19 protein-coding genes are annotated in these 19,428 nt (G+C 45.4%); 8 read left to right on the forward strand and 11 right to left on the reverse strand.

Features of this window, described 5'->3' with window-relative positions; all coding sequences use genetic code 11:
• Nucleotides 1–282: an acetolactate synthase small subunit gene (gene ilvN, locus Q1A40_RS05730; protein ID WP_299998483.1), complete on the forward strand. Its 282-nt coding sequence runs from the start codon at nt 1–3 to the stop codon at nt 280–282.
• A gap of 57 nt (nt 283–339) precedes the next feature.
• Here the strand turns inward: ilvN and lldD are convergent, their stop codons facing one another.
• The 4 genes from lldD to Q1A40_RS05750 form a co-directional block, all read right to left on the reverse strand.
• The gene (lldD, locus tag Q1A40_RS05735; protein ID WP_299998485.1) at nt 340–1,497 is read right to left on the reverse strand and encodes an FMN-dependent L-lactate dehydrogenase LldD; all 1,158 of its coding nucleotides are present in this window, start codon (nt 1,495–1,497) and stop codon (nt 340–342) included.
• A complete protein-coding gene (gene lldR, locus Q1A40_RS05740) occupies nt 1,494–2,282 on the reverse strand; it encodes a transcriptional regulator LldR (protein WP_299998486.1) in 789 nt (262 codons plus the stop codon). Before lldR ends, lldD begins: the two co-directional genes overlap by 4 nt.
• Nucleotides 2,283–2,504: 222 nt before the next feature.
• Entirely contained in the window at nt 2,505–2,756 is a 252-nt protein-coding gene (locus Q1A40_RS05745) for a DUF1158 domain-containing protein (RefSeq protein WP_299998487.1), read from the reverse strand.
• Between the two features lie 853 nt (nt 2,757–3,609).
• A complete protein-coding gene (locus tag Q1A40_RS05750; RefSeq protein WP_299998489.1) occupies nt 3,610–3,978 on the reverse strand; it encodes a hypothetical protein in 369 nt (122 codons plus the stop codon).
• Nucleotides 3,979–4,367: 389 nt separating this feature from the next.
• Here Q1A40_RS05750 and Q1A40_RS05755 point away from each other — a divergent pair, with 389 nt between their 5' ends.
• Together Q1A40_RS05755 and Q1A40_RS05760 are read left to right on the forward strand one after the other, a co-directional pair.
• Nucleotides 4,368–5,675, forward strand: a complete 1,308-nt coding sequence (locus Q1A40_RS05755) for a DUF445 family protein (protein ID WP_299998591.1) — start codon at nt 4,368–4,370, stop codon at nt 5,673–5,675.
• A 217-nt stretch (nt 5,676–5,892) separates the two neighbouring features.
• Nucleotides 5,893–7,290, forward strand: a complete 1,398-nt coding sequence (locus Q1A40_RS05760) for a glutamate decarboxylase (RefSeq protein ID WP_299998491.1) — start codon at nt 5,893–5,895, stop codon at nt 7,288–7,290.
• Between the two features lie 67 nt (nt 7,291–7,357).
• Here the strand turns inward: Q1A40_RS05760 and Q1A40_RS05765 are convergent, their stop codons facing one another.
• From Q1A40_RS05765 to Q1A40_RS05780, 4 genes are all read right to left on the reverse strand, one after another.
• The gene (locus Q1A40_RS05765) at nt 7,358–8,431 is read right to left on the reverse strand and encodes a DUF1176 domain-containing protein (protein WP_299998493.1); all 1,074 of its coding nucleotides are present in this window, start codon (nt 8,429–8,431) and stop codon (nt 7,358–7,360) included.
• A 120-nt stretch (nt 8,432–8,551) separates the two neighbouring features.
• Nucleotides 8,552–9,322 (reverse strand): inositol monophosphatase, encoded by a 771-nt coding sequence (locus Q1A40_RS05770; RefSeq protein WP_299998495.1) that lies wholly within the window; start codon nt 9,320–9,322, stop codon nt 8,552–8,554.
• A 14-nt stretch (nt 9,323–9,336) separates the two neighbouring features.
• A complete protein-coding gene (locus Q1A40_RS05775) occupies nt 9,337–10,353 on the reverse strand; it encodes a LacI family DNA-binding transcriptional regulator (RefSeq protein WP_299998497.1) in 1,017 nt (338 codons plus the stop codon).
• Nucleotides 10,350–11,117, reverse strand: a complete 768-nt coding sequence (locus Q1A40_RS05780; protein ID WP_299998498.1) for an MBL fold metallo-hydrolase — start codon at nt 11,115–11,117, stop codon at nt 10,350–10,352. The genes Q1A40_RS05775 and Q1A40_RS05780 overlap by 4 nt, the downstream gene beginning before the upstream one ends.
• A 159-nt stretch (nt 11,118–11,276) precedes the next feature.
• Here Q1A40_RS05780 and Q1A40_RS05785 point away from each other — a divergent pair, with 159 nt between their 5' ends.
• From Q1A40_RS05785 to Q1A40_RS05805, 5 genes are all read left to right on the forward strand, one after another.
• Entirely contained in the window at nt 11,277–12,320 is a 1,044-nt protein-coding gene (locus Q1A40_RS05785; RefSeq protein WP_299998499.1) for an ABC transporter ATP-binding protein, read from the forward strand.
• A 28-nt stretch (nt 12,321–12,348) separates the two neighbouring features.
• Entirely contained in the window at nt 12,349–13,488 is a 1,140-nt protein-coding gene (locus Q1A40_RS05790) for an extracellular solute-binding protein (protein ID WP_299998500.1), read from the forward strand.
• Between the two features lie 69 nt (nt 13,489–13,557).
• Nucleotides 13,558–14,388 (forward strand): ABC transporter permease, encoded by an 831-nt coding sequence (locus Q1A40_RS05795; protein WP_299998501.1) that lies wholly within the window; start codon nt 13,558–13,560, stop codon nt 14,386–14,388.
• Nucleotides 14,389–14,390: 2 nt separating this feature from the next.
• On the forward strand, nt 14,391–15,248 hold the full coding sequence (locus Q1A40_RS05800; RefSeq protein WP_299998502.1) for an ABC transporter permease: 858 nt from the start codon (nt 14,391–14,393) through the stop codon (nt 15,246–15,248).
• Nucleotides 15,249–15,558: 310 nt separating this feature from the next.
• Complete coding sequence (locus tag Q1A40_RS05805; RefSeq protein ID WP_299998503.1) at nt 15,559–15,918, forward strand: hypothetical protein; 360 nt, start codon at nt 15,559–15,561, stop codon at nt 15,916–15,918.
• 314 nt (nt 15,919–16,232) lie between these two features.
• On the opposite strand, the gene Q1A40_RS05810 is transcribed toward Q1A40_RS05805, so the two are convergent.
• The 3 genes from Q1A40_RS05810 to Q1A40_RS05820 form a co-directional block, all read right to left on the reverse strand.
• The gene (locus tag Q1A40_RS05810; protein WP_299998592.1) at nt 16,233–17,276 is read right to left on the reverse strand and encodes an alcohol dehydrogenase catalytic domain-containing protein; all 1,044 of its coding nucleotides are present in this window, start codon (nt 17,274–17,276) and stop codon (nt 16,233–16,235) included.
• 72 nt (nt 17,277–17,348) lie between these two features.
• Entirely contained in the window at nt 17,349–18,629 is a 1,281-nt protein-coding gene (locus Q1A40_RS05815; RefSeq protein ID WP_299998504.1) for a TRAP transporter large permease, read from the reverse strand.
• Between the two features lie 25 nt (nt 18,630–18,654).
• Nucleotides 18,655–19,215, reverse strand: a complete 561-nt coding sequence (locus tag Q1A40_RS05820; RefSeq protein ID WP_299998505.1) for a TRAP transporter small permease — start codon at nt 19,213–19,215, stop codon at nt 18,655–18,657.
• Between the last annotated feature and the right edge of the window lie 213 nt (nt 19,216–19,428).

Below are 19,428 nucleotides of genomic sequence, written 5' to 3' on the forward strand. Positions count from 1 at the left end.
ATGCAGCAATCAACCGTTGTTCTGGAACTTACGGTGCGTAACCATCCCGGTGTGATGTCTCATATTTGTGGTCTGTTTGCGCGTCGGGCATTCAACGTCGAAGGCATTCTGTGTCTGCCACTTAATGATGAGCTACACAGTCGAATCTGGCTACAGGTTGCGGATGATAAGCGACTTGAGCAGATGATAAGTCAGGTCGAAAAACTCGAAGATGTGGTTCAACTGATTCGTCATACCAGCGATCCGGGAATATTTACGCGTTTGAATACGCTGATTCAGTAGTTATTGCTTTTGGCCTTACGCTTCCCCGGTTTAAAGGGAAGCGTGGGTCCGACAATATTAATTCTGACGAAGATTAATACCTTCACGAACCAGTAAATCAGCTGTGATATCAGCAACCGACTTTGCTCCGGTCAGCGTCATAGCGACACGCATCTCTTTCTCAATAAGATTCAGCAAGTTTGTCACACCTGCACCACCATGAGTCGCCAAAGCATAGATAAAAGCACGTCCCAGTAATACGCTGTCTGCGCCGAGGGCAATCATTCTCACCACATCCAATCCATTACGAATGCCGCTATCAGCCAGAATAGCAATTTCACCTTTAACTGCATCGGCAATAGCGGGTAATGCTCGGGCAGAAGAGAGCACGCCGTCTAACTGACGGCCACCATGGTTAGAAACCACAATGCCATCGGCACCGAAGCGGACCGCATCGCGGGCATCATCAGCATCGAGAATACCTTTAATCACCATTGGTCCATCCCAGAACTCACGGATCCACTCTAAGTCACTCCAGGAAATTGAGGGATCAAAGTTATTGGCCAGCCAGCCTATATAATCTTCAAGGCCGGTTGGTTTACCAAGATAGGTCGAGATATTACCTAAATCATGGGGACGACCATGAAGGCCAACATCCCAGGCCCACTGTGGATGAGTGACGGCTTGCAGATAACGACGCATTGCAGCATTAGGCCCACTCATACCCGAGTGCGCATCGCGATAGCGTGCGCCAGGTGTTGGCATATCAACGGTAAAAACCAGCGTTGAACAACCCGCCGCTTTCGCCCGTTCCAGGGCATTACGCATAAAACCCCGGTCTTTCAACACATAAAGCTGGAACCACATAGGCCTGCTGATAGCAGGTGCAACTTCCTCGATAGGGCAGACCGATACCGTCGACAGAGTAAAAGGAATCCCTTTTTCTGCAGCAGCCTGAGCGGCTTGAACTTCTCCTCGTCTGGCATACATGCCACATAGCCCAACCGGGGCCAGGGCAACGGGCATCGCCAGTTTTTCATTAAACAGGGTTGTTTCAAGGCTTAGTTCAGACATGTTTTTCAGCACGCGTTGCTTCAGTGCCACATCTGCCAGGTCATCAACATTATGACGCAGGGTATGCTCGGCATAAGCACCACCATCAAGATAGTGAAATAAAAAGGGGGGCAGAATGTGTTTAGCGGCGGCTCGGTAGTCGGTTGCGGCAGAAATAATCATGACTTCTTTTCCCTTGTGACTGCATTATTGTCATCCGGCAGGCGGGTTACACGTGACTGCCGGGCACTATCTTCTTGTTGAGTTTTGTGAGTGGCATGCACAAAACCTAAATGTAATTGGGCCGCTTGCTTTGCGCGCTCAGGATCTGCGGCAAGAATAGCCTGGAGTAATTCATCATGTTGTTCAGTAAGCCGGGTGAAAATTGCCGGAGTGGTATACATATGTTGCCTGCTATGCTGCACCGAGGATTGCAGTAAATCGAAGAAGCCACGCATCGTCTGGAGCAAAACCAAGTTATGCGAGGCTTCAGCAATGGCCAGGTGAAACCGGACGTCAGCCTGGGCGGCGAGCGCGGGATCATCACTTTCTTTAAACTTCAGCGTGGCATCAAAGCAGGCCATCAGCTTCTCTTTATCTTCTGGCGTCGCCCGTAATGCAGCATACCAGGCGGTACTGGCTTCGATGGTATGGCGGGCTTCAATAATATCCAGTCGGTAACTGGGATCCTCTTCTACCAGTGTTTTCAGGGGTTGTACCAGGCTCTGTTCTGACCAGGACTGTTTTTCATAACACAGAAAAGTTCCCCCACCGGCGCGACTGACCAGTACACCTTCTCCCACCAGTTTTTGAATTGCTTCACGCAAGATTGATCGCGAACAAACCAGTTCACGGGCTAGCTGACGTTCGGCAGGTAAGCGCATACCGGCTTCCAGTCCCTGCTCCTGTATCCGTGATTTTATAAGCTGTACGACTTTGTCAGTCAGACGGGGTTCACGATTGTTCATCAAATCATCCAGACAGGTTTTCTGTGAATAGGTGATAATTGGTAGGACCGAAATGCTCTGCTGCTAAAAAGATAACCGATGGTTACCTTTGTGTTAATCAATGGCAATGATACAGGAAGAGTTTTTCAGCGATCTGGCGCAGGGAACACAGTTTTAAAATGATTGGTAGGACCATAGAGGCATTATCCCGGGTGTACCCGGGAGTCGTCAGTAACAAATCGGCTACAAACGCTGAATTGAAAACCAGCGGCGCCAGATAAAGCGAATAACAAAATACTCAATAGTGCCAAGCATCAGGAACCAGACGCAAAAAATGAGTATATACAGCTGATTCATATCAAGCAGGTGTAAGGTTTCAACCAGTTGTTGAGCTAACGTCACGCTTAATGCCGGGACTGGGAGCAGTAAACAAGAGAGGAAAGCCAGCAATAAAATACCGCCTGCGCTTACCAGCGCCTGATAAGAGTTATCCATGTGGTGTTGGCCCGAAAATAAAAAATCTATTGTCGAGGAAAGCTCATGATTGTGCAAACCCGCTGACGATGTTTCTAATATCTGCTGTAATCAATGACGATATTTTTTCTTCCTGGAGATATATCATAACCAGGGAGGGGAACGCATCTCTCTAAAGTACACTTGATAAAAATAATCTAACGTGACGGGGTTAGCTTACTTAGGGTGAGAGAGGTGATAACAGATCAACAGAGTAGTTAACATTTATGTCAGTTTTTTCGGTATCAGAGGAAATATTTGGGATCTTTTTATCAAAGGATAAACCATTTTTTCTGTGTGTCATTTCCAGCGAGAAACATCGCTCATGATTAATTATCTTGCCTCTTTTTTCTATTTCATTATGTATCATTAGAACATATGAACCAATATCATTGTAAGTACCAAGCAACTGACAGAGTTCATCGTTAGAGCGTTCGGATAATGGCGGGTTAACGCTGGAGTACAGCATGCTGCAGCCTGTTAATCCGAAAGAAATAAATACCAAAAGAATTAATTTCATATCAATATTGATCTCTGAATGCGTTATGGCTGAGTGTATTTTTATTTTTTGATAACATTAATATGTTATCGACTGTAATGTGATTTATACCCGTCATACTTCAAGTTGCTTGGGTGTTGCGTGCATGAGTCACGCCGAATCACATAGTTTATCTATGCTCATCGCCAGGATTGACTCTGCGCCTACAAGCAACTCGAATTATTTAGGGTATATATGTTTACTTAAGAAGGCTTTATAAAATAAACGGGTTTCTTTATTTACATAAGATACTTACCCTGCGTATTATTATGCAGGGATTAATTATAGAATGTCTGGCTATGAGCCATTCACATCATCTATTAATATATTGTGTGTTGGGAGTTTTTTTAACCCGGTTGCGTTTTTTTTGTTTTTTAAATCGATTGTATTTTTTTTGTTTTTTATTTTCTGATAACGCTGATTAATTATACTGGATAGTGTTTCATCTTGGTGCATAAGACGTGGTGGATTATAATATGCTTCTGACCGTATGGATTTATTAGGATCATATTCTTGTATTAATGATACAGGGTCCTCTTTGCCCGATGATATAGATAATTTACCTGGAGATACTTCACAACCGGTCAACGGCAGAATAAATAATATAATAGCCATGTGCTTCATAATAATCGTTCCATTAGTTAAGTAAGTAGATTTAATCCACATATTATCTATTCATGGTTCCATTAATGAAAGGTTAAGTCAATGGATGTATTGTGCATTTTCTTGAAATGAACGGTTTTCTGTAATTTTTTCGCCTACAATCAACTCGAATTATTTTAGGTATATTTAAATTGATTTAATAAATAATTTGATTTGTTTGCAGGCGTCACGTAATTATAACAATAGCTAAAGATATCCCATCTGCGATTCGACAACATTTTGTAAGCAACGCCGGCAACTTGAAGTATGGCGAGGATGTTTATAATATTATTAATTAACAGATTAATGCTCAAACATATCTGCTGTCATCGATGAGTGTGAAAGTAATCGAAAAATATAAATGCCAACACGGATTGCTCGAGGTTTCTCATCATCAGGACTAAAATGAAATGATGGAATACAAAACTGAACGTCAAAAAATTGAACTGAAAAAGGCGAAGCGACTCGCACTGTCACTGCTATTACTGGCAACCGCTACCTTTTTTACTACGTTATTCCTGCCGGCTAATTTCTGGGTCTTGGCGGGGAAGGCTGTCTCTGAGGCAGCCATGATTGGTGCGATGGCAGATTGGTTTGCCGTGCATGCTTTGTTTCGCCCAGTACGATTGCCGTTCATTGGCAGGCATACCGCTATTATTCCACGTAATAAGGAAAAAATAGCCGTTAACCTTGGCGTTTTTATTCAGGAAAAGTTTCTTGATACGCAGTCGCTCATCTCGCTGATCCGTCGTCATCAGCCAGTGCAGTTGCTGGCCGTGTGGCTAAATAAGTCTGAAAACGCATACCTGCTGGGAAAATACTTGCTGAATATCATGGGAACTTTTCTGGATCTTACTGATGATGCGCAGATCCAAAAACTGTTGCGCCGTGGTGTCCATAAAGCGATTGATAATCTCGATCTCAGCCACTCGGGCGCTATTCTGCTGGAGAGTATGACGAAACATCATCGCCACCAGGTATTGCTTGATGCACTGATTGGGCAGGTACTGGGGTTATTAAAAAAACCGAGTAGCCGTGCGTTTATTGCCGGTCAGATAACCGCCTGGCTTAATAGCGAACATCCACGTAAAGCGAAATTATTACCGACAGAATGGCTGGGAGAGCAGAGTGCCGAGTGGGTTTCTGATGCAGTGAATCGTTTACTTGATGATATTACCCATGACAAGCAACACCAGATCCGTCAAGGGTTTGACAGAGCGGTACAGCGCTTTATTACTGAATTAAAATCCTCTCCGGATATGATGGCGAAAGCAGAGAGCATCAAACGTTATCTTAAAGATGACGAAGCCTTTAATCGTTATATCGGTGAATTATGGAACGATTTACGTCGCTGGTTAAAAACGGACAGTGCAAGTGGCGATTCTCAAGTACAGCAGCGTATCGCTTTGGCCGGACAATGGTTTGGTGAAACGCTGTTAAGCGACAAAGCATTACAAGTTTCACTGAATGAACATCTGGAACTGGCGGTGCGGCGTATGACGCCCGATTTTGCCGCTTTTATTACACGTCATATTAGCGACACCGTTAATAGCTGGGACAGTAAAGAGCTCGCGGATCACATTGAGTTTAATATTGGCAAAGATCTTCAGTTTATCCGTATCAACGGTACTCTGGTGGGGGGCATGATAGGCTTGGTGCTTTATTTGTTGTCACAATTACCGGGGCTGATGGAGAGCTGGGGGCTGTCTTTATCCTGGTAACGAATAGCCGTTACATCGTGAGTATGAGTCATTTTAGCGGCAAGAGATGCCGAGCTTATCTCTGGAGGGAGGGTATAATCAGGCAGTCCGTTGAAGCCGGAACCTACAGAGATGATTCAGGTTCCGCTCTGAACGCATTAGAAACTCCCGCTCTTTAGGACGGGGAGGATATCAATTAATCAGGCAGTGAACACTTAGCGGGCGGAGGATTATGAACATGAATAAGAAATCAGCATCTTCAAAGTACAGTGAACTGGATGATGTCTATGGATCGCTTGACCTGTCCAAGAGATTACCCAAAAGTCAGTTTCCGGCGGAAGAACAAGATCCGCGTAACGTCTTCAACGCCGTACGCGATGAACTGATGCTTGATGGTAATTCGCGCCAAAATTTAGCGACATTCTGCCAGACATGGGTGGATGACGAAATTCGGGAGCTGATGGACTTATCTATTGATAAAAATATGATAGATAAAGATGAATACCCGCAAACCGCAGAACTGGAAAGCCGCTGTGTACGGATGCTCGCAGATTTATGGCACTCTCCGGATCCGGAAAATACCCTGGGTTGTTCCACGATTGGTTCATCAGAAGCTGCCATGTTGGGCGGGCTGGCACTAAAATGGCAGTGGCGTAAAAAACGTATCGCTCAAGGTTTGTCGACCGATAAACCCAATTTAATTTGCGGTCCAGTACAAATCTGCTGGCATAAATTTGCACGTTATTTTGATGTTGAACTGCGTGAAGTGCCTCTGGAAGGAGATCGTCTGATACTGAACGCAGAAGAAGTCCTGAAGCGTGCGGATGAAAATACCATTGGCGTGGTACCCACTTTAGGAGTGACCTTCACCTGTCAGTATGAGCCGGTTAAAGAGATAAATGATGCTCTGGACAAATTACAGCTTGAGACTGGTTTAGATATTCCTGTTCATGTCGATGGCGCGAGCGGTGGTTTCCTGGCACCATTCTGTGCCCCCGAACTTGAGTGGGATTTTCGCTTACCGCGTGTAAAGTCGGTGAATTCCTCTGGCCATAAATTTGGTTTGGCACCTTTAGGCGCAGGTTGGATTGTCTGGCGAGAAGCGACAGATTTGCCTGAGGAGCTGATTTTTAACGTCAACTATTTGGGTGGCAATATGCCAACCTTCGCGCTTAATTTCTCTCGCCCCGGCGGGCAGATTGTTGCTCAGTACTACAATTTCCTGCGCCTGGGCCGTGATGGTTACGCTAAAATTCATAATGCGTGTTATACCACCGCTCAATATCTGGCGCGTGAAATTGAAAAACTGGGGCCATTTGAAATGCTTTTCGATGGCAACAGTAAAGAGGGTATTCCTGCTCTGGCCTGGAAAATCAAAGACGGGGCGAAAGTGAGTTACTCTCTATATGATATTGCTGACAAGTTACGCAGTCGTGGCTGGCAGGTTCCGGCTTATTCAATGCCCGCTAATCGTGAGGACTTGATCATTCAACGCATTCTGGTCCGCCACGGGGTCAGTTTAGATCTTGCTTCTTTGTTGGTCGACGACTTCAAACGCACCCTGGAATACTTTGAAAAACATCCTGTCAGTATTCCGCTGTCAGACGAGGATGGCGTTAGTTTCAACCATAACTAATTTCGTTGCCGTAGCGACGGCTCAAACAGAGGGTCAGCTGGTTGAGCCGTTTTTTCTGGTAAGAAAATTACTCCTGAGGCACAGTATGTGTCACCCGCTGGGGAAGATCCCAGGCGCCACCTGCCCGAATCAAACGGCAACGTCCGGTATTACCTGATGAGCTGGCAACAAATTGCTGACCATCCCAGACCCATTGCTGGTAACTCCAGCAGTCGCCCAGTCCACGACCCTTGATAGCAAAGGAGAGTAAGCCATCTTCATAGTCAGTGGCACTGTCAGTCACGACTAGCGGTGGAATGCTCATATCGTTACGAATAACATAATAGACATCCCCGCTGTTATAGGCTGCTCGCCAGCAAGGTACAGTGACGAGTGATTTTTCACTATTCAGGCTGGCTATCTGCCAGGTTTCAGCAAGCAACTCTTCATCGCAATCGGCGGTCGAACCTTTCAGTGCAAGGATCTGCGGTTTAATCAATGCAACTTCCTCAGCAGTCATATCCCGACTGTCAGTATCAACCACAGGGGCTTTTACAATAACAGGCACTGCAACAGCAGGTTTGATGTTTGCTTCGCTGGCGTTCCCTTTTTTTATCAAGGCATCGGGGGTATCAAGACGCCCTTGAACATCGTCCATTTTCAGAAATACGGCACTGGAGCCTGCCCCGGAAAACAGATATTCATTGATATTATCTTTAAAGCTAATGGTGTTATCACGCAGAAGGGCTTGTTTAAAAGCGCTGAACTGAGTGTCGTTCATTTTCCAGCTGTCACCATCTACAGTTGATAAGGGACCCTGAGAGATTTTATCGATCAGTAATAGCGGTGTTCCGGGATTATTCTGGGCAGTTTCACCATCATAGTCTGCCAGCATGACTCGGTTGGCGATGGGCGTCGCAACGCCTGCTTCACGGGTAATTAACACCGTTGCCGCCGGATCGGTATCATCAGATGAATAGCCCGCCGCACGGCAGGTAAGGGTATTATCGCAAACCAGATCCCAGTCTTTATGAGTAAAATTGACCGCCTCTGGTATCTGAGTGGCTTGTACATTCCCTGAGATAGCTAACGCCAGTCCAGACAACACTAATGGCATACTGAGCTTGCTTAACAGGGCGGTAAAGCGCTTCTGTTGGAGCATAAATTATCCCTTTTAAAACGATATCTTGCTGACGTATATTCGGTTGATGATTGATTATATCAGGTATGTTTTTTGACGGTGACAGAGAAAATTTGCTGCCTTATCAGGCAGCAAATAGCGCTATTGTTTTAGGGATGGCAAGAGCAGAGAAAGTCGGGATACAACTCCTGTACAACCCGCCAATACGACATTACCTTCCAGTAATCCGTCATTTTCTAAGAAGGCGTTACTGCTCCCGCCTGCTTCAGTGATAAGCAGCAGTCCTGCCAGAACATCCCAGCTATTAATATATTCTTCGTAATAAGCATGAACCAGACCTGAGGCAACATGTGCCAGCATGAGCGCACCGGCACCAAAACGGCGGTATTCGATACCGTCATTAAGTACCGATTCAAGCGTTTGAGTATAACGTGCCACCGTGGTGCGACTGGAACGTCCCATTCCCACCACTACCGCATCAGCGGCGGGTTCCTGTAAGACCAGGCGCTTGCCATTGAGAAAAGCACCGGCGCCGCGACGAGCAAAGAAAAATTCATGGCGGTCAGGGGCATAAATGATACCCAACTCAATACTGTCTTGCTGGACATAGGCGAGCGAAATACACCAATAGTCCATTCCGCGGATAAAGTTGGTGGTACCGTCTATCGGATCAAGAACCCAGACGCCTGACTTTCCGGCAACCAGACCACTCTCTTCGCCGAGAAAACCATCTTCGGGGAATTGCTCAGCTAACCATTGCTTCAGCACTCTTTCAACATAGACATCTGCCTCAGAGACGAAATCCTGGCGACCTTTGCTTTCAATTTGTAGTCCGGCATCCCGTAATGCTTGCGCTTTGGTTCCTAACTGGCGAATTAAATCACATAACCCTTGTTGTTGTTGCTCTGTCATAGTTCTCGCTCTTATCAAACGGATGGCGATGTGCGCCGATAAATTAATGACACCTTAACCCAGGAGGTTTGTGAGGGCCGGGTCGGGTTGCGGGTACGAGCCAGCAAATGGGCAAGTGCCTGCCGGGATAACTCCGTAATATCCTGATGTAGTGTTGTTAGCGGATAACTATACTGCTCGGTTTGCGGTGTATTATCAAAGCCGATCAGTTGAAAATCTTCCGGGGCATGTTTACCTCGTTTGCGCATTCCGTCGAGGAAACCACAGGCTAATTGAGCGTTGGCGCAAAATATTCCCTGAATATCCAGCCCGACTTTTTCTGCCGCCAGAAATCCCCCCTGGTATCCTTCCTGCTTCGCCACTAAAGAGACTAAATGATGTTTGATATTCACACCCGATTGTTTTAAGGCTTGAGCAAAAGCCTCACCGCGCATTCGCCCGGCCCAGGTTGAATTTTGGGTATTCAACCAGCCAAAACGATGAAAGCCTGCGCGTATGAGGTGCAAAGCCGCAAGGGTTGCGCCAGCCTCGTTATCAGAACAGACATAATCGACACCGGGAATATCAGGCTGACGATTAATCCCGACCACCGGAATGTGCAGCTGTACGCATTGATTGACCAGCGCTTCTGGAGGTTTACCTGAAGTGACTATCACGCCGGAAACGCGGAACTGGGTGAAATTGCGTAAGGTCTCTGCCAGTTCTTGTTCATTATGAATTTCAGATACCAGTGCCTGAAAACCGTGGCGCTGTATTTCACTGAGTAATCCATCCAGCAGTGAACTACGAAAAGGATCGCTGATACGAGAGACAATAACGCCGATTAAATGGCTGCGCTGACGGTTAAGGCCTTGTGCTAAAAAGTTGACCTGGTAGCCCAGCTCTTCTGCAACCTGTAACACTCGGGCGCGGGTTGCGGGAGAAATACTGCCGTTATTACTCAGGGCCCTGGAAACTACGGCCCGGGAAACGCCAGCTTTACGAGCGACATCCTGGGCGGTGACATGCTGCCTGTCAGGTAGCGAACTCACAACGGATACTCGATATGAAAGAACTGCTGTTGAGAGATGTCATATTGTAAACCGTCCTCGCTGACAAACAGACCCGGATAGGGGAGGCAGGCTTGTTTCAGCGCTGGCAAGATAGCATCATTACAGTGATACAGCCCCAGTCTGGGTAAGGCCTGCTGCTGAAACAGGGCAAGACAGCCAGGAAAGTCACCATGGGAAGCATCATGCGCCAATGCAGTCAGTGATGCGCACTCCTGAAAAGCCAGTTGAGAGCCCGCCATTAACGCCACCGACTCAGATGTCGGACGCCCGTCACCACTGTAAAACAGACTTTCCTGACCGATATCGATACGGATCGCCAGGTTAGCCATTTCATGCTGTGTCGCCGCCGTCTGAATACGCCAGTGATGCCAGTCCCAGCAAGCTGTACTATCACGCCATTCAATCACAAAGCTCAGTGATGTCGCAGGCCAGTTAGCCAGCCCGGCTAATTGCATTAACACGGAGCGCTGCTCTGGCTGGCTGTAGATGAGAAGCGGTTTATGGCGTGAAAAACTTTTCCAGTAATTGAGTAACGCCGTTAACCCGGAGCAATGATCCGGGTGGACGTGCGTAAAAAATATCGCATCAATATCATTGATATCTCCCCCGCGCTGCCACAGTGCTCTGGGGATAGTCGGGCCGCAATCGATAAGCCATTGATGATGACCTTCTGTCACGCTTAACGCAGAAGTATTTTGCCAGCGGGAGAAGGCACTACCACAGCCGAGAACATCGATTTTCATTTTTCCTCGCTAAAAAATTTTTCGCGCTTAATTAAAGTGTCACAAAGACACGCCAGAGTAGGTTTACATAGTGTCGGATTTGCGTTTCATTTTTTTTACAAATAAATGAACACGTGTTCATCGACACAAAAAAGTTAAACAGACTATCTGGACACTGTAATGAGCTACCTGGATATTGCCCAACTGAAAATAAGTTATGGCGACAAAGTTGTACTGCAGGATATTAATCTGGCAGTCAATAAAGGCGAAATGATCGCCTTACTTGGCCCTTCTGGCTGTGGGAAAACCACATTATTAAATGCACTCTGTGGTTTTATTCCGGTTCAGCAGGGAAGCATTGTTGTTGCCGGACGAAATATTACGATGAGTGAGCCGGAACAGCGTAATATTACGATGGTTTTTCAAAGTTATGCCTTATGGCCACATTTATCTGTAGCGCGTAATATTGGTTATGGACTGAAGCTACGTAAATGGAAAAACCATGATATTAAACAGCGGGTTGATGAGTTATTACAGGTAGTCAATCTGAGTGGTTTAGCCGAGGCCAGAATAAGCGAACTTTCTGGTGGTCAGCGTCAGCGAGTGGCGCTGGCGCGCGCACTGGCTATCGAGCCGGATGTACTGGTTCTCGATGAACCGCTCTCTAACCTTGATGCCAAAGTGCGTTTAAGCGTACGTCAAGAAATTAAATTACTGCAAAAAAAACTCGGGTTTACCTCAGTCATCGTCACCCATGACCAGCAGGAGGCCCTGGTCATGGCGGACCGTATTGTGGTGCTGAATAATGGTCATATCGAACAGATTGGTACCCCGGAAGATATTTATCAGCGTCCGGAAACGCCATTTGTGGCTGATTTCATGGGGGCTGATAATCGTATTTCATTAAATGAAATAGCAAAAAAAATGAACGGGAAATACCATCTTAATCTGAACGGTAAATATCAGGAAGAAAGCTTGGTCTATTTTCGTAGCACCGATGTTGCGCTTTCAGAATTAAATCAGGATGAACCGCAGAAGGGACTAACGCTTGAGGGCGTTGTCGAGCAGAATGCTTTTCTCGGACATCATTATCGTCACGGAATTCGCTGTCAAGACCGTCTGTTTCTTGCTGATTCTCCACAATGCTGGCCGATTAATTCTCCGGTCAGATTACAGGTTCCAGCAGCCGCTCTGCATATTTTTAATACCAATCATACGCATTAAAACTATTTTATTACTCTGAGGGCAATTCATGTTTACTAAAACAAAACTCACGCTGATTACGGCATTATTTCTGAGCGGCGCTGCGCAAGCTGAAACGGTATTAAATGTCGCCACAGCAGGCGATCAAAATATGGTGGATTACGTTAAAACCTGGTTGGGACCAAAATTTGAAGCAACGCATCCCGGCGTAAAAGTCAGAGTGGTAGGCACAGGACCCGGTGATGCGGGTTCGAACAAAGTGATTGAAAAGTTAACGGCTCAAAAAGAGAGCGGGGCTAAAACCTGGGATATCGATGTTGCTGTGGTACATCAGAAAGCGGGCGGCGAACTGGTAGAAAAAGGACTGTTAGAAAAATATCGCCAGCAGATTAAAACCGGTTCAATGGTCAGTGCTGATAACGCTAAAAATGCCCTTGGCGTGAATGTTGAGGGGTATGTGATGCCAATGTTCTTAAGCCAGACGGCGATTGCCTGGAACAGCGAAGCGATGAAAACGCCACCTGCTTCTTATGATGAGTTGGTCACATGGGCGGAAAAGAATCCGCAAGCTTTTGGCTATAACGGCATTAAAAACGGCATGTCCGGCGTGAGTTTTGTTGTGGGCTGGATTTATGCCTATGGTACCGATGCTAAGCGTTTATCAGCCCTGCCTTATGATAAAAGTGTGGAAAATAACTGGCCTCAGGCATTCGAAAAGCTAAAAAATTTTAATAAGTATGTGACCTTTACCCCGGGCAATGCCGGAACACTCGATATGCTGTCGCGCGGTGAGATAACGATGGGACCGGTATGGGTCGATATGTTCTACAGCTGGAAAGATCAGGGCAAATTGCCGCCATCGCTGAAACTGACTTTGCTGGCCCCTGGTATGCCAGGACAACCAATGTACTACGTAACACCTGCTAAGGCCGCTCAGCCGCAATTGGCTCGCGAATTTATTGAACTGGCCACCAGTCCGGAAGTACAGGCTGAAGGAATTGTTAAACAGTTCAACTGGTATCCGGGTATTGATGCTGAAAATGTGAAATCAAAACTGGATGAGAAAACATGGCAGAAACTGTTTGCTGAAATATCGCCAGAAGCGCTGGCTGAATATGGCAAAAGCTTCCCGATAGCGCCTTATTTTGACGATATAAAAGAAGGATATGAAAGCCAGGTCAGTAACTAATGATTTCCTGATGTCCGGAAGCGATAAGGTATCGCTCCGGGCATTTTTCTTATCGCTATAAGGTTTATCATGCGCTTATCGCTAAAATATCTGTTGCTGGTGAGCCCGGCGGCTCTGATGATTGTGGTGTTATTCCTCTACCCTCTGGGTTTCTCTCTGATCTCGGCCTTTACCTCAAAAACGCAACTGTTTACCCTGGAACATTTCAGTAAAGTTTTTACCCTTTACTCCAATGATATTTTGTTCACTGTACTTATCGTGTTGATTTCCGTTGCGCTACTTGCCGTTATCTCGATTACACTTTCGGCGGTCATTACGTTGTCGCCCTGTAAGCCCGTTGTACAAGCCCTGGCCTTTTTATACCGGTTACCGCTGTTTATTCCTTTTATTGTCGCCGCCCAGATGATGCGCACTTTTCTGGCGAAAAATGGCCTGATGAATAATATGCTGGTGGCAACTGACTGGGTTACTCCCATGGATACGGTTTCCTGGCTAGGCTGGAAGGGCATTATTATTACTTTCGTATGGAAACAGTTGGCTTTTGCAACGCTGTTAATTTGTGGGGCGATGGCCTCTCTTGAACAGGCGCAAATTCTGGCTGCGAGAAATTTGGGGGCCTCTCGACTTCGTATTTTATTTGGCATTATTCTGCCTCAGGTGATGCCTGCTATTGGCGTGGCATTAGTCCTGTCAACGGTGGTGATGATGTCAGTCCTCTCTGTTCCACTGATGATAGGAACCGGGTCTCCGACCATGTTGACCGTTGATATGGCTTTTCGCGTGAATTCGTACGGTGATTATGCTGTGGCGAATGCTTTAGGTGTTATTTCACTGCTGATTTGTGGGGCTCTTTCCTGGTTTTATCTGCGCCACAGCCTGCGGCAGAAGGGGGGAGAATAATAATGAAAACATTAGCAATGACATTACCGGCAAGATTACTGGTAAAAGGACGCCAAAGATTATCTGGCAATTTGCTGCTGCAAAGCATTTTGGTTGTTTTTATTACCTTTGTGATGGTTGGTCCTTTGCTCAATCTACTGATTTGGACTGTTGCGGAAAGTTGGTATTTTCCTCATACCCTGCCGAATCAGTGGGGGATGAAATACTGGTATCAAGTATTCAGCCCTTATAGCGATGTTTCCGGTTCGCTATTCACCAGTATTTTTATTGCCATACTTTCTGTAATAGTCTGTCTGCTGATTGCTATTCCGGCAGGTTATGCGTTATCCCGGCGAGGTATGCCGTTCAGGGTATTTTTTATGCTGTTATTTCTTATCCCGCAGGCATTTCCGAACCTGACGGTGTATATGAATATTGCGCGTATTTTTTATCAGTGGGGATTAAATGGAACTATTGCTGGTGTCATACTGGTGCACAGCGTTCATGGCTTGATGTATGCGGTCTGGATCTGTGTCGCGGCATTTTCCTCAGTAGATCCACTCTCTGCAAGGGCTTCGCGGAACCTGGGGGCGGGACCGGTATTTACCTTCTGGCATATTATTCTGCCCCAGGCTTCACCGGGTATTATTGCCGCAGGTATTTTTGTCTTCCTTGAATCGCTGGATGAATTTACCGGCACCTTTTTTGTTGGTGCACCGGAGATAACCACCTTACCGCTGCTGCTGTATAATGCCAGCATGTCCGGTAATTACCAGATATCATCGATTACGGCACTGATTCTGCTGGTGCCGTCGATCTTCTTTATACTGGTGATTAATAAATTTATGCGCCCGGAAATGTTGTCGAAGATGGGAAGATAAAACGGACTCTCTTCATATCCGATAAAGAATTGCTGAGTAAAAATGATACAAATATTTTTTTGAATGGGTAACAAGGATGTTACTCACAGAACCTCTATCTGTCATCGCCATTATTTTAATTCTCCGTCTTTTGGCTGTTATATATTTTCACAAGAAAGGTTAGTTGAAAGTAAGACTGAGATATTAAAATTATTATTTTAATTCGGGCAGGCTGCTGAGTTTGGTATTCCTGCCGACCCCCGATTTACAACGGATTTTTTTATCATTTAACTCTCTCAGAAGTTCAAGTAAGATAATCCAAGGAGGATATATGGTTCATGGCAATTCATATGTGGGATTGAATAAAATTAATCTTGGTAATACAGGTAAACCTGGTAATGATATAATCAAAAATAATTATAATGAACAATCAGGAATAAGAGGGGGAATGACTGGAATAAAAAATACGGTTGAAAACAAGAACGATCGCACTATTTATTCTCCTGATCCTGAAGCGACAGGTATTTCCACGAAAAAAAAGTTTGCTGAGGTCTGTACTTATTGGCTGCACTATTCTGGCTACTGCAGGAGTACTTACTATGGGCCATCATATAGCAAGAAGATAAAATGCTGGCAATCGTTCAGAAAATACGCTTCTTCCTCACCCTTCAGCCATCCTTGCTTCAATTGATGGGCGTTAATTAACTACAGTGGGCTTATGCTTTAAGGCAAGAAGTGAATTCGCCGGTAACTCCAGAAACATCGTTTTCCCCTTCTTATTGTGGAAAAATTTATGGCAGTCGCTCGGCGAAAATCCAAACCAGCAAGCCGACATTTGCCAGCATAACAGACAAGTTTAACGCTGTATCAAAGAGGGCTAATACAATCTACTGACGTAGAGCATTGATTAATACAATACGATAATAAAAAGAAGGAAAATATGTTTTCCTTCTTTTCAGTTCTCAGGTGACTTTAAACATGAGGGATATATCGGGTTAACTTTACTCAGTCGAATGTCAGCTGCACTTTCGCTGACTGCGTTTTATCCGCTGCCAGCAGAATGGCGGCTTCCGCATTATCAATGTTCATTTCGGCACTGAGCAAAGGAAGGGGATCGATACGTCCATTTTCCAGCCAATTGACTGCGGAAAGAAATTCTTTGCCAAAGCGGAATGAGCCTTTGAGCGACAGTTCTTTGGCAACAATATCCATCAATGGGATCTCGGTAAAACCGCGACTATTTCCAACCTGAATTAATGTTCCGGTGGGGCGGGTTATTTGAATCATAAGCTGAATAGCTGCGGGGACACCTGAAGCATCAAAAGACACGTCAAAATAGCCCTTATTTGCTTTAAAATGGGCAACATTGCTGGCATCAGAAGAGTTTATGGCAACATCTGCGCCCATACTTAATGCTAACTGACAGCTTTTATCGCTGATATCAAGTGCGGTTACTGACTCAGCCCCGCAGGCTTTCGCCACGGCAATAATCAGGCAGCCTATCGGGCCTGCTCCGGAAACAAGGACATGTTTACCGATAAGCCCGCCAGCAAGATTGACGCTATGAATGGCAACGGCCAGGGGTTCTGCAAACACCATGATTTTATCGTCAATTTCGGGATTATAGGGAATACAGCGCTTAACATCGACGGAGAGATAGTCTGAAAAACCACCGTGGATATGCGGGTTGCGCATGGCACTGCCCCAGAAGCGCATATCGCTACAATGATTTTCATGTCCTTCAAGACAGTAACGGCATTTTTCACAAGGCAGTGAAGGGTTAATCACGATTTTTTGCCCGGGGGTGAGTGTTGAACTTGCGGGGGCATTAACGACCCGACCAGCAACTTCATGTCCGAGGATCATCGGATGTTGTAGCGGTAAATCGCCTACTCCTCCGTGATAATAGTAGTGAATATCCGACCCACAGATGCCACCACGGGTCATTTTTACCAGTACTTTGTCATCTGCTACCGGGACGGTAAGAGGCTCTACACTGAGTTGTTGTGTGCCGCTGATATAGCAGGCTCTGCCAGTATATTCTTGCATCATTATTTTTCCTGAACTGAGTCATTCAGTTGCCTGAGCAGTTCTCAGGCAACCTTAACTATGACGGATAAGCTACATAAACCAATTTAACGGCACCATAACGATGTCCGGGAACAGAACCAGCAGGAACAAGACGATAGTTTCTGCCAGAATAAAGGGCAGTACACCGACAATCAGTTTTTCGATTGATATCTTTCCGATACTACTGACGACGTTTAATATCGCGCCTACCGGAGGGGTTAATAATCCGATAGAAACACACATGATAAACAGCACGCCAAAGTAAACCGGATCGATACCGGCGGTTTTTAAGATAGGGATCAGAATCGGTGTCAGAACCAGTACAGTAGGTGTCAGATCCATTGCGGTACTGATAATCATGATTAATACCATCAAGGTTATCAGCAACAAGGTCTTGTTGTGCATTATCGGTTCTAAAATATCAATTAACTGACTTGGAATATTCGCTGCGGTAATCAGCCAGGCAGACAGGGACGCTGCGCACACCAAAAACATCACGATAGAGGTGGTTTTAGCTGAGTTAAGCATTAACTGGAACAGATCTTTAATTTTAATCTTTTTATAGACGAACATCCCGACCAGCAGGGAATACACTGCGGCAACCACGGCAGCTTCGGTGGGTGAAAACACGCCGAATCTTAAACCGCCAATGATAATAACCGGTAAAATCAGTGCCCAGACGCCTTCGGCAATAATCTTAAAACGATCTTTCATGGGTACACGTGGTGAAGTCGAGACATTTTCTGATTTAACACCAAAAAATCTCCATGCCAGAATCAATGACAGCGCCATCAGCATACCGGGAACAATACCTGCCATAAACAGCTTGGTAATGGAAACCTGACCACTTACACCGTAGAGAATCATAGGAATAGAAGGTGGCAGAATGGTTGCGATGATACCGCTGGAACCAATCAACCCACCCGCACGATAAGGGTTATAACCTGCTTCGCGCATCAGGGGGAGTAGCATTGCGGTTAAGGCTGCGGTATCGGCAACAGCGGATCCAGACAAGGCACCCAGTACCACGCCGGTAATAATGACAACGTAGCCTAAACCACCTTTAATATGACCGACACAAACCTGCGCAATATTAATGATTTTTTGCGTTATACCACCGTGATTCATCAGTTCACCGGCGAGCATAAAGAAAGGTACGGCCAGCAGTGGGAAGCTGTTTGCGCCATCCCACATATTTTGAATAACAATTTCAGGATCGGTAAAGCCTAACCAGAACATTAACGAAATACCGCTTACCATCAAGGCGAAGGCAATCGGAATACCGAGCATGATGCAGGTTAAAAGGATCCCTACGAAAATTAATAGTGTCATATGCTTATTCTCTTAATCTGCTGAATTATTGATTTTGTCGGGAAGCACTTTTAATCACATCTTCTTCTAAATTTTCGTGCATCGATTGCTCAAGTTCACTATTGCGGACTTTACCGTTACAGAAACGAATTATATTGATGAGAGAATGCAGCATAAACATGAAACCAGAGACGTAACTGACACCATAAACCAGTACCATACTGATCATCATGACAGGTGACAGGTTATATAATAAAATTTCATGCTGTAGATAGGTGCCATAAAGAATATAACCACCACAGACAAAAACTAACGCTTGTCTTAAAAACCAGCATAATTTTTTACCATTCTTTGATAGCCGAACAATTAAAATATTAACGTTAATATGAGTATTTTCTTTTAGTGCAATTATTGCACCAATAAACGTAATCCAGACAAATAAGAAACGCGGCAGCTCTTCTGCTATATCAATTGAATCATTAAAGACAAAGCGTAATAAAATATTGGCAGATAACAGCACGAACATTATCGACATGCAGGCAACAAGAATGTTATCCAGTAATTTATAAAAGAGGCGTTCGAGTATCTTTAGAAATCGTAGCATCATAGACTCCCTACATAAAACCTGTATACCCGTCATACTTCAAGTTGCTTGGGTGTTACCTGCGTCCAGCCCGCCGAATCACATAGTTTATCTATGCTCATCGACGAGCTGAACTGGGTGCCTACAAGCAACTCGAATTATTTTGGGTATAGTACATATATCTTTTATGGTTCAATCAACCAGGATGATATTGGCTGAATATACCCGTCATACTTT

Source organism: uncultured Cedecea sp. (assembly GCF_947498825.1).
Taxonomy (GTDB): domain Bacteria; phylum Pseudomonadota; class Gammaproteobacteria; order Enterobacterales; family Enterobacteriaceae; genus JGM124.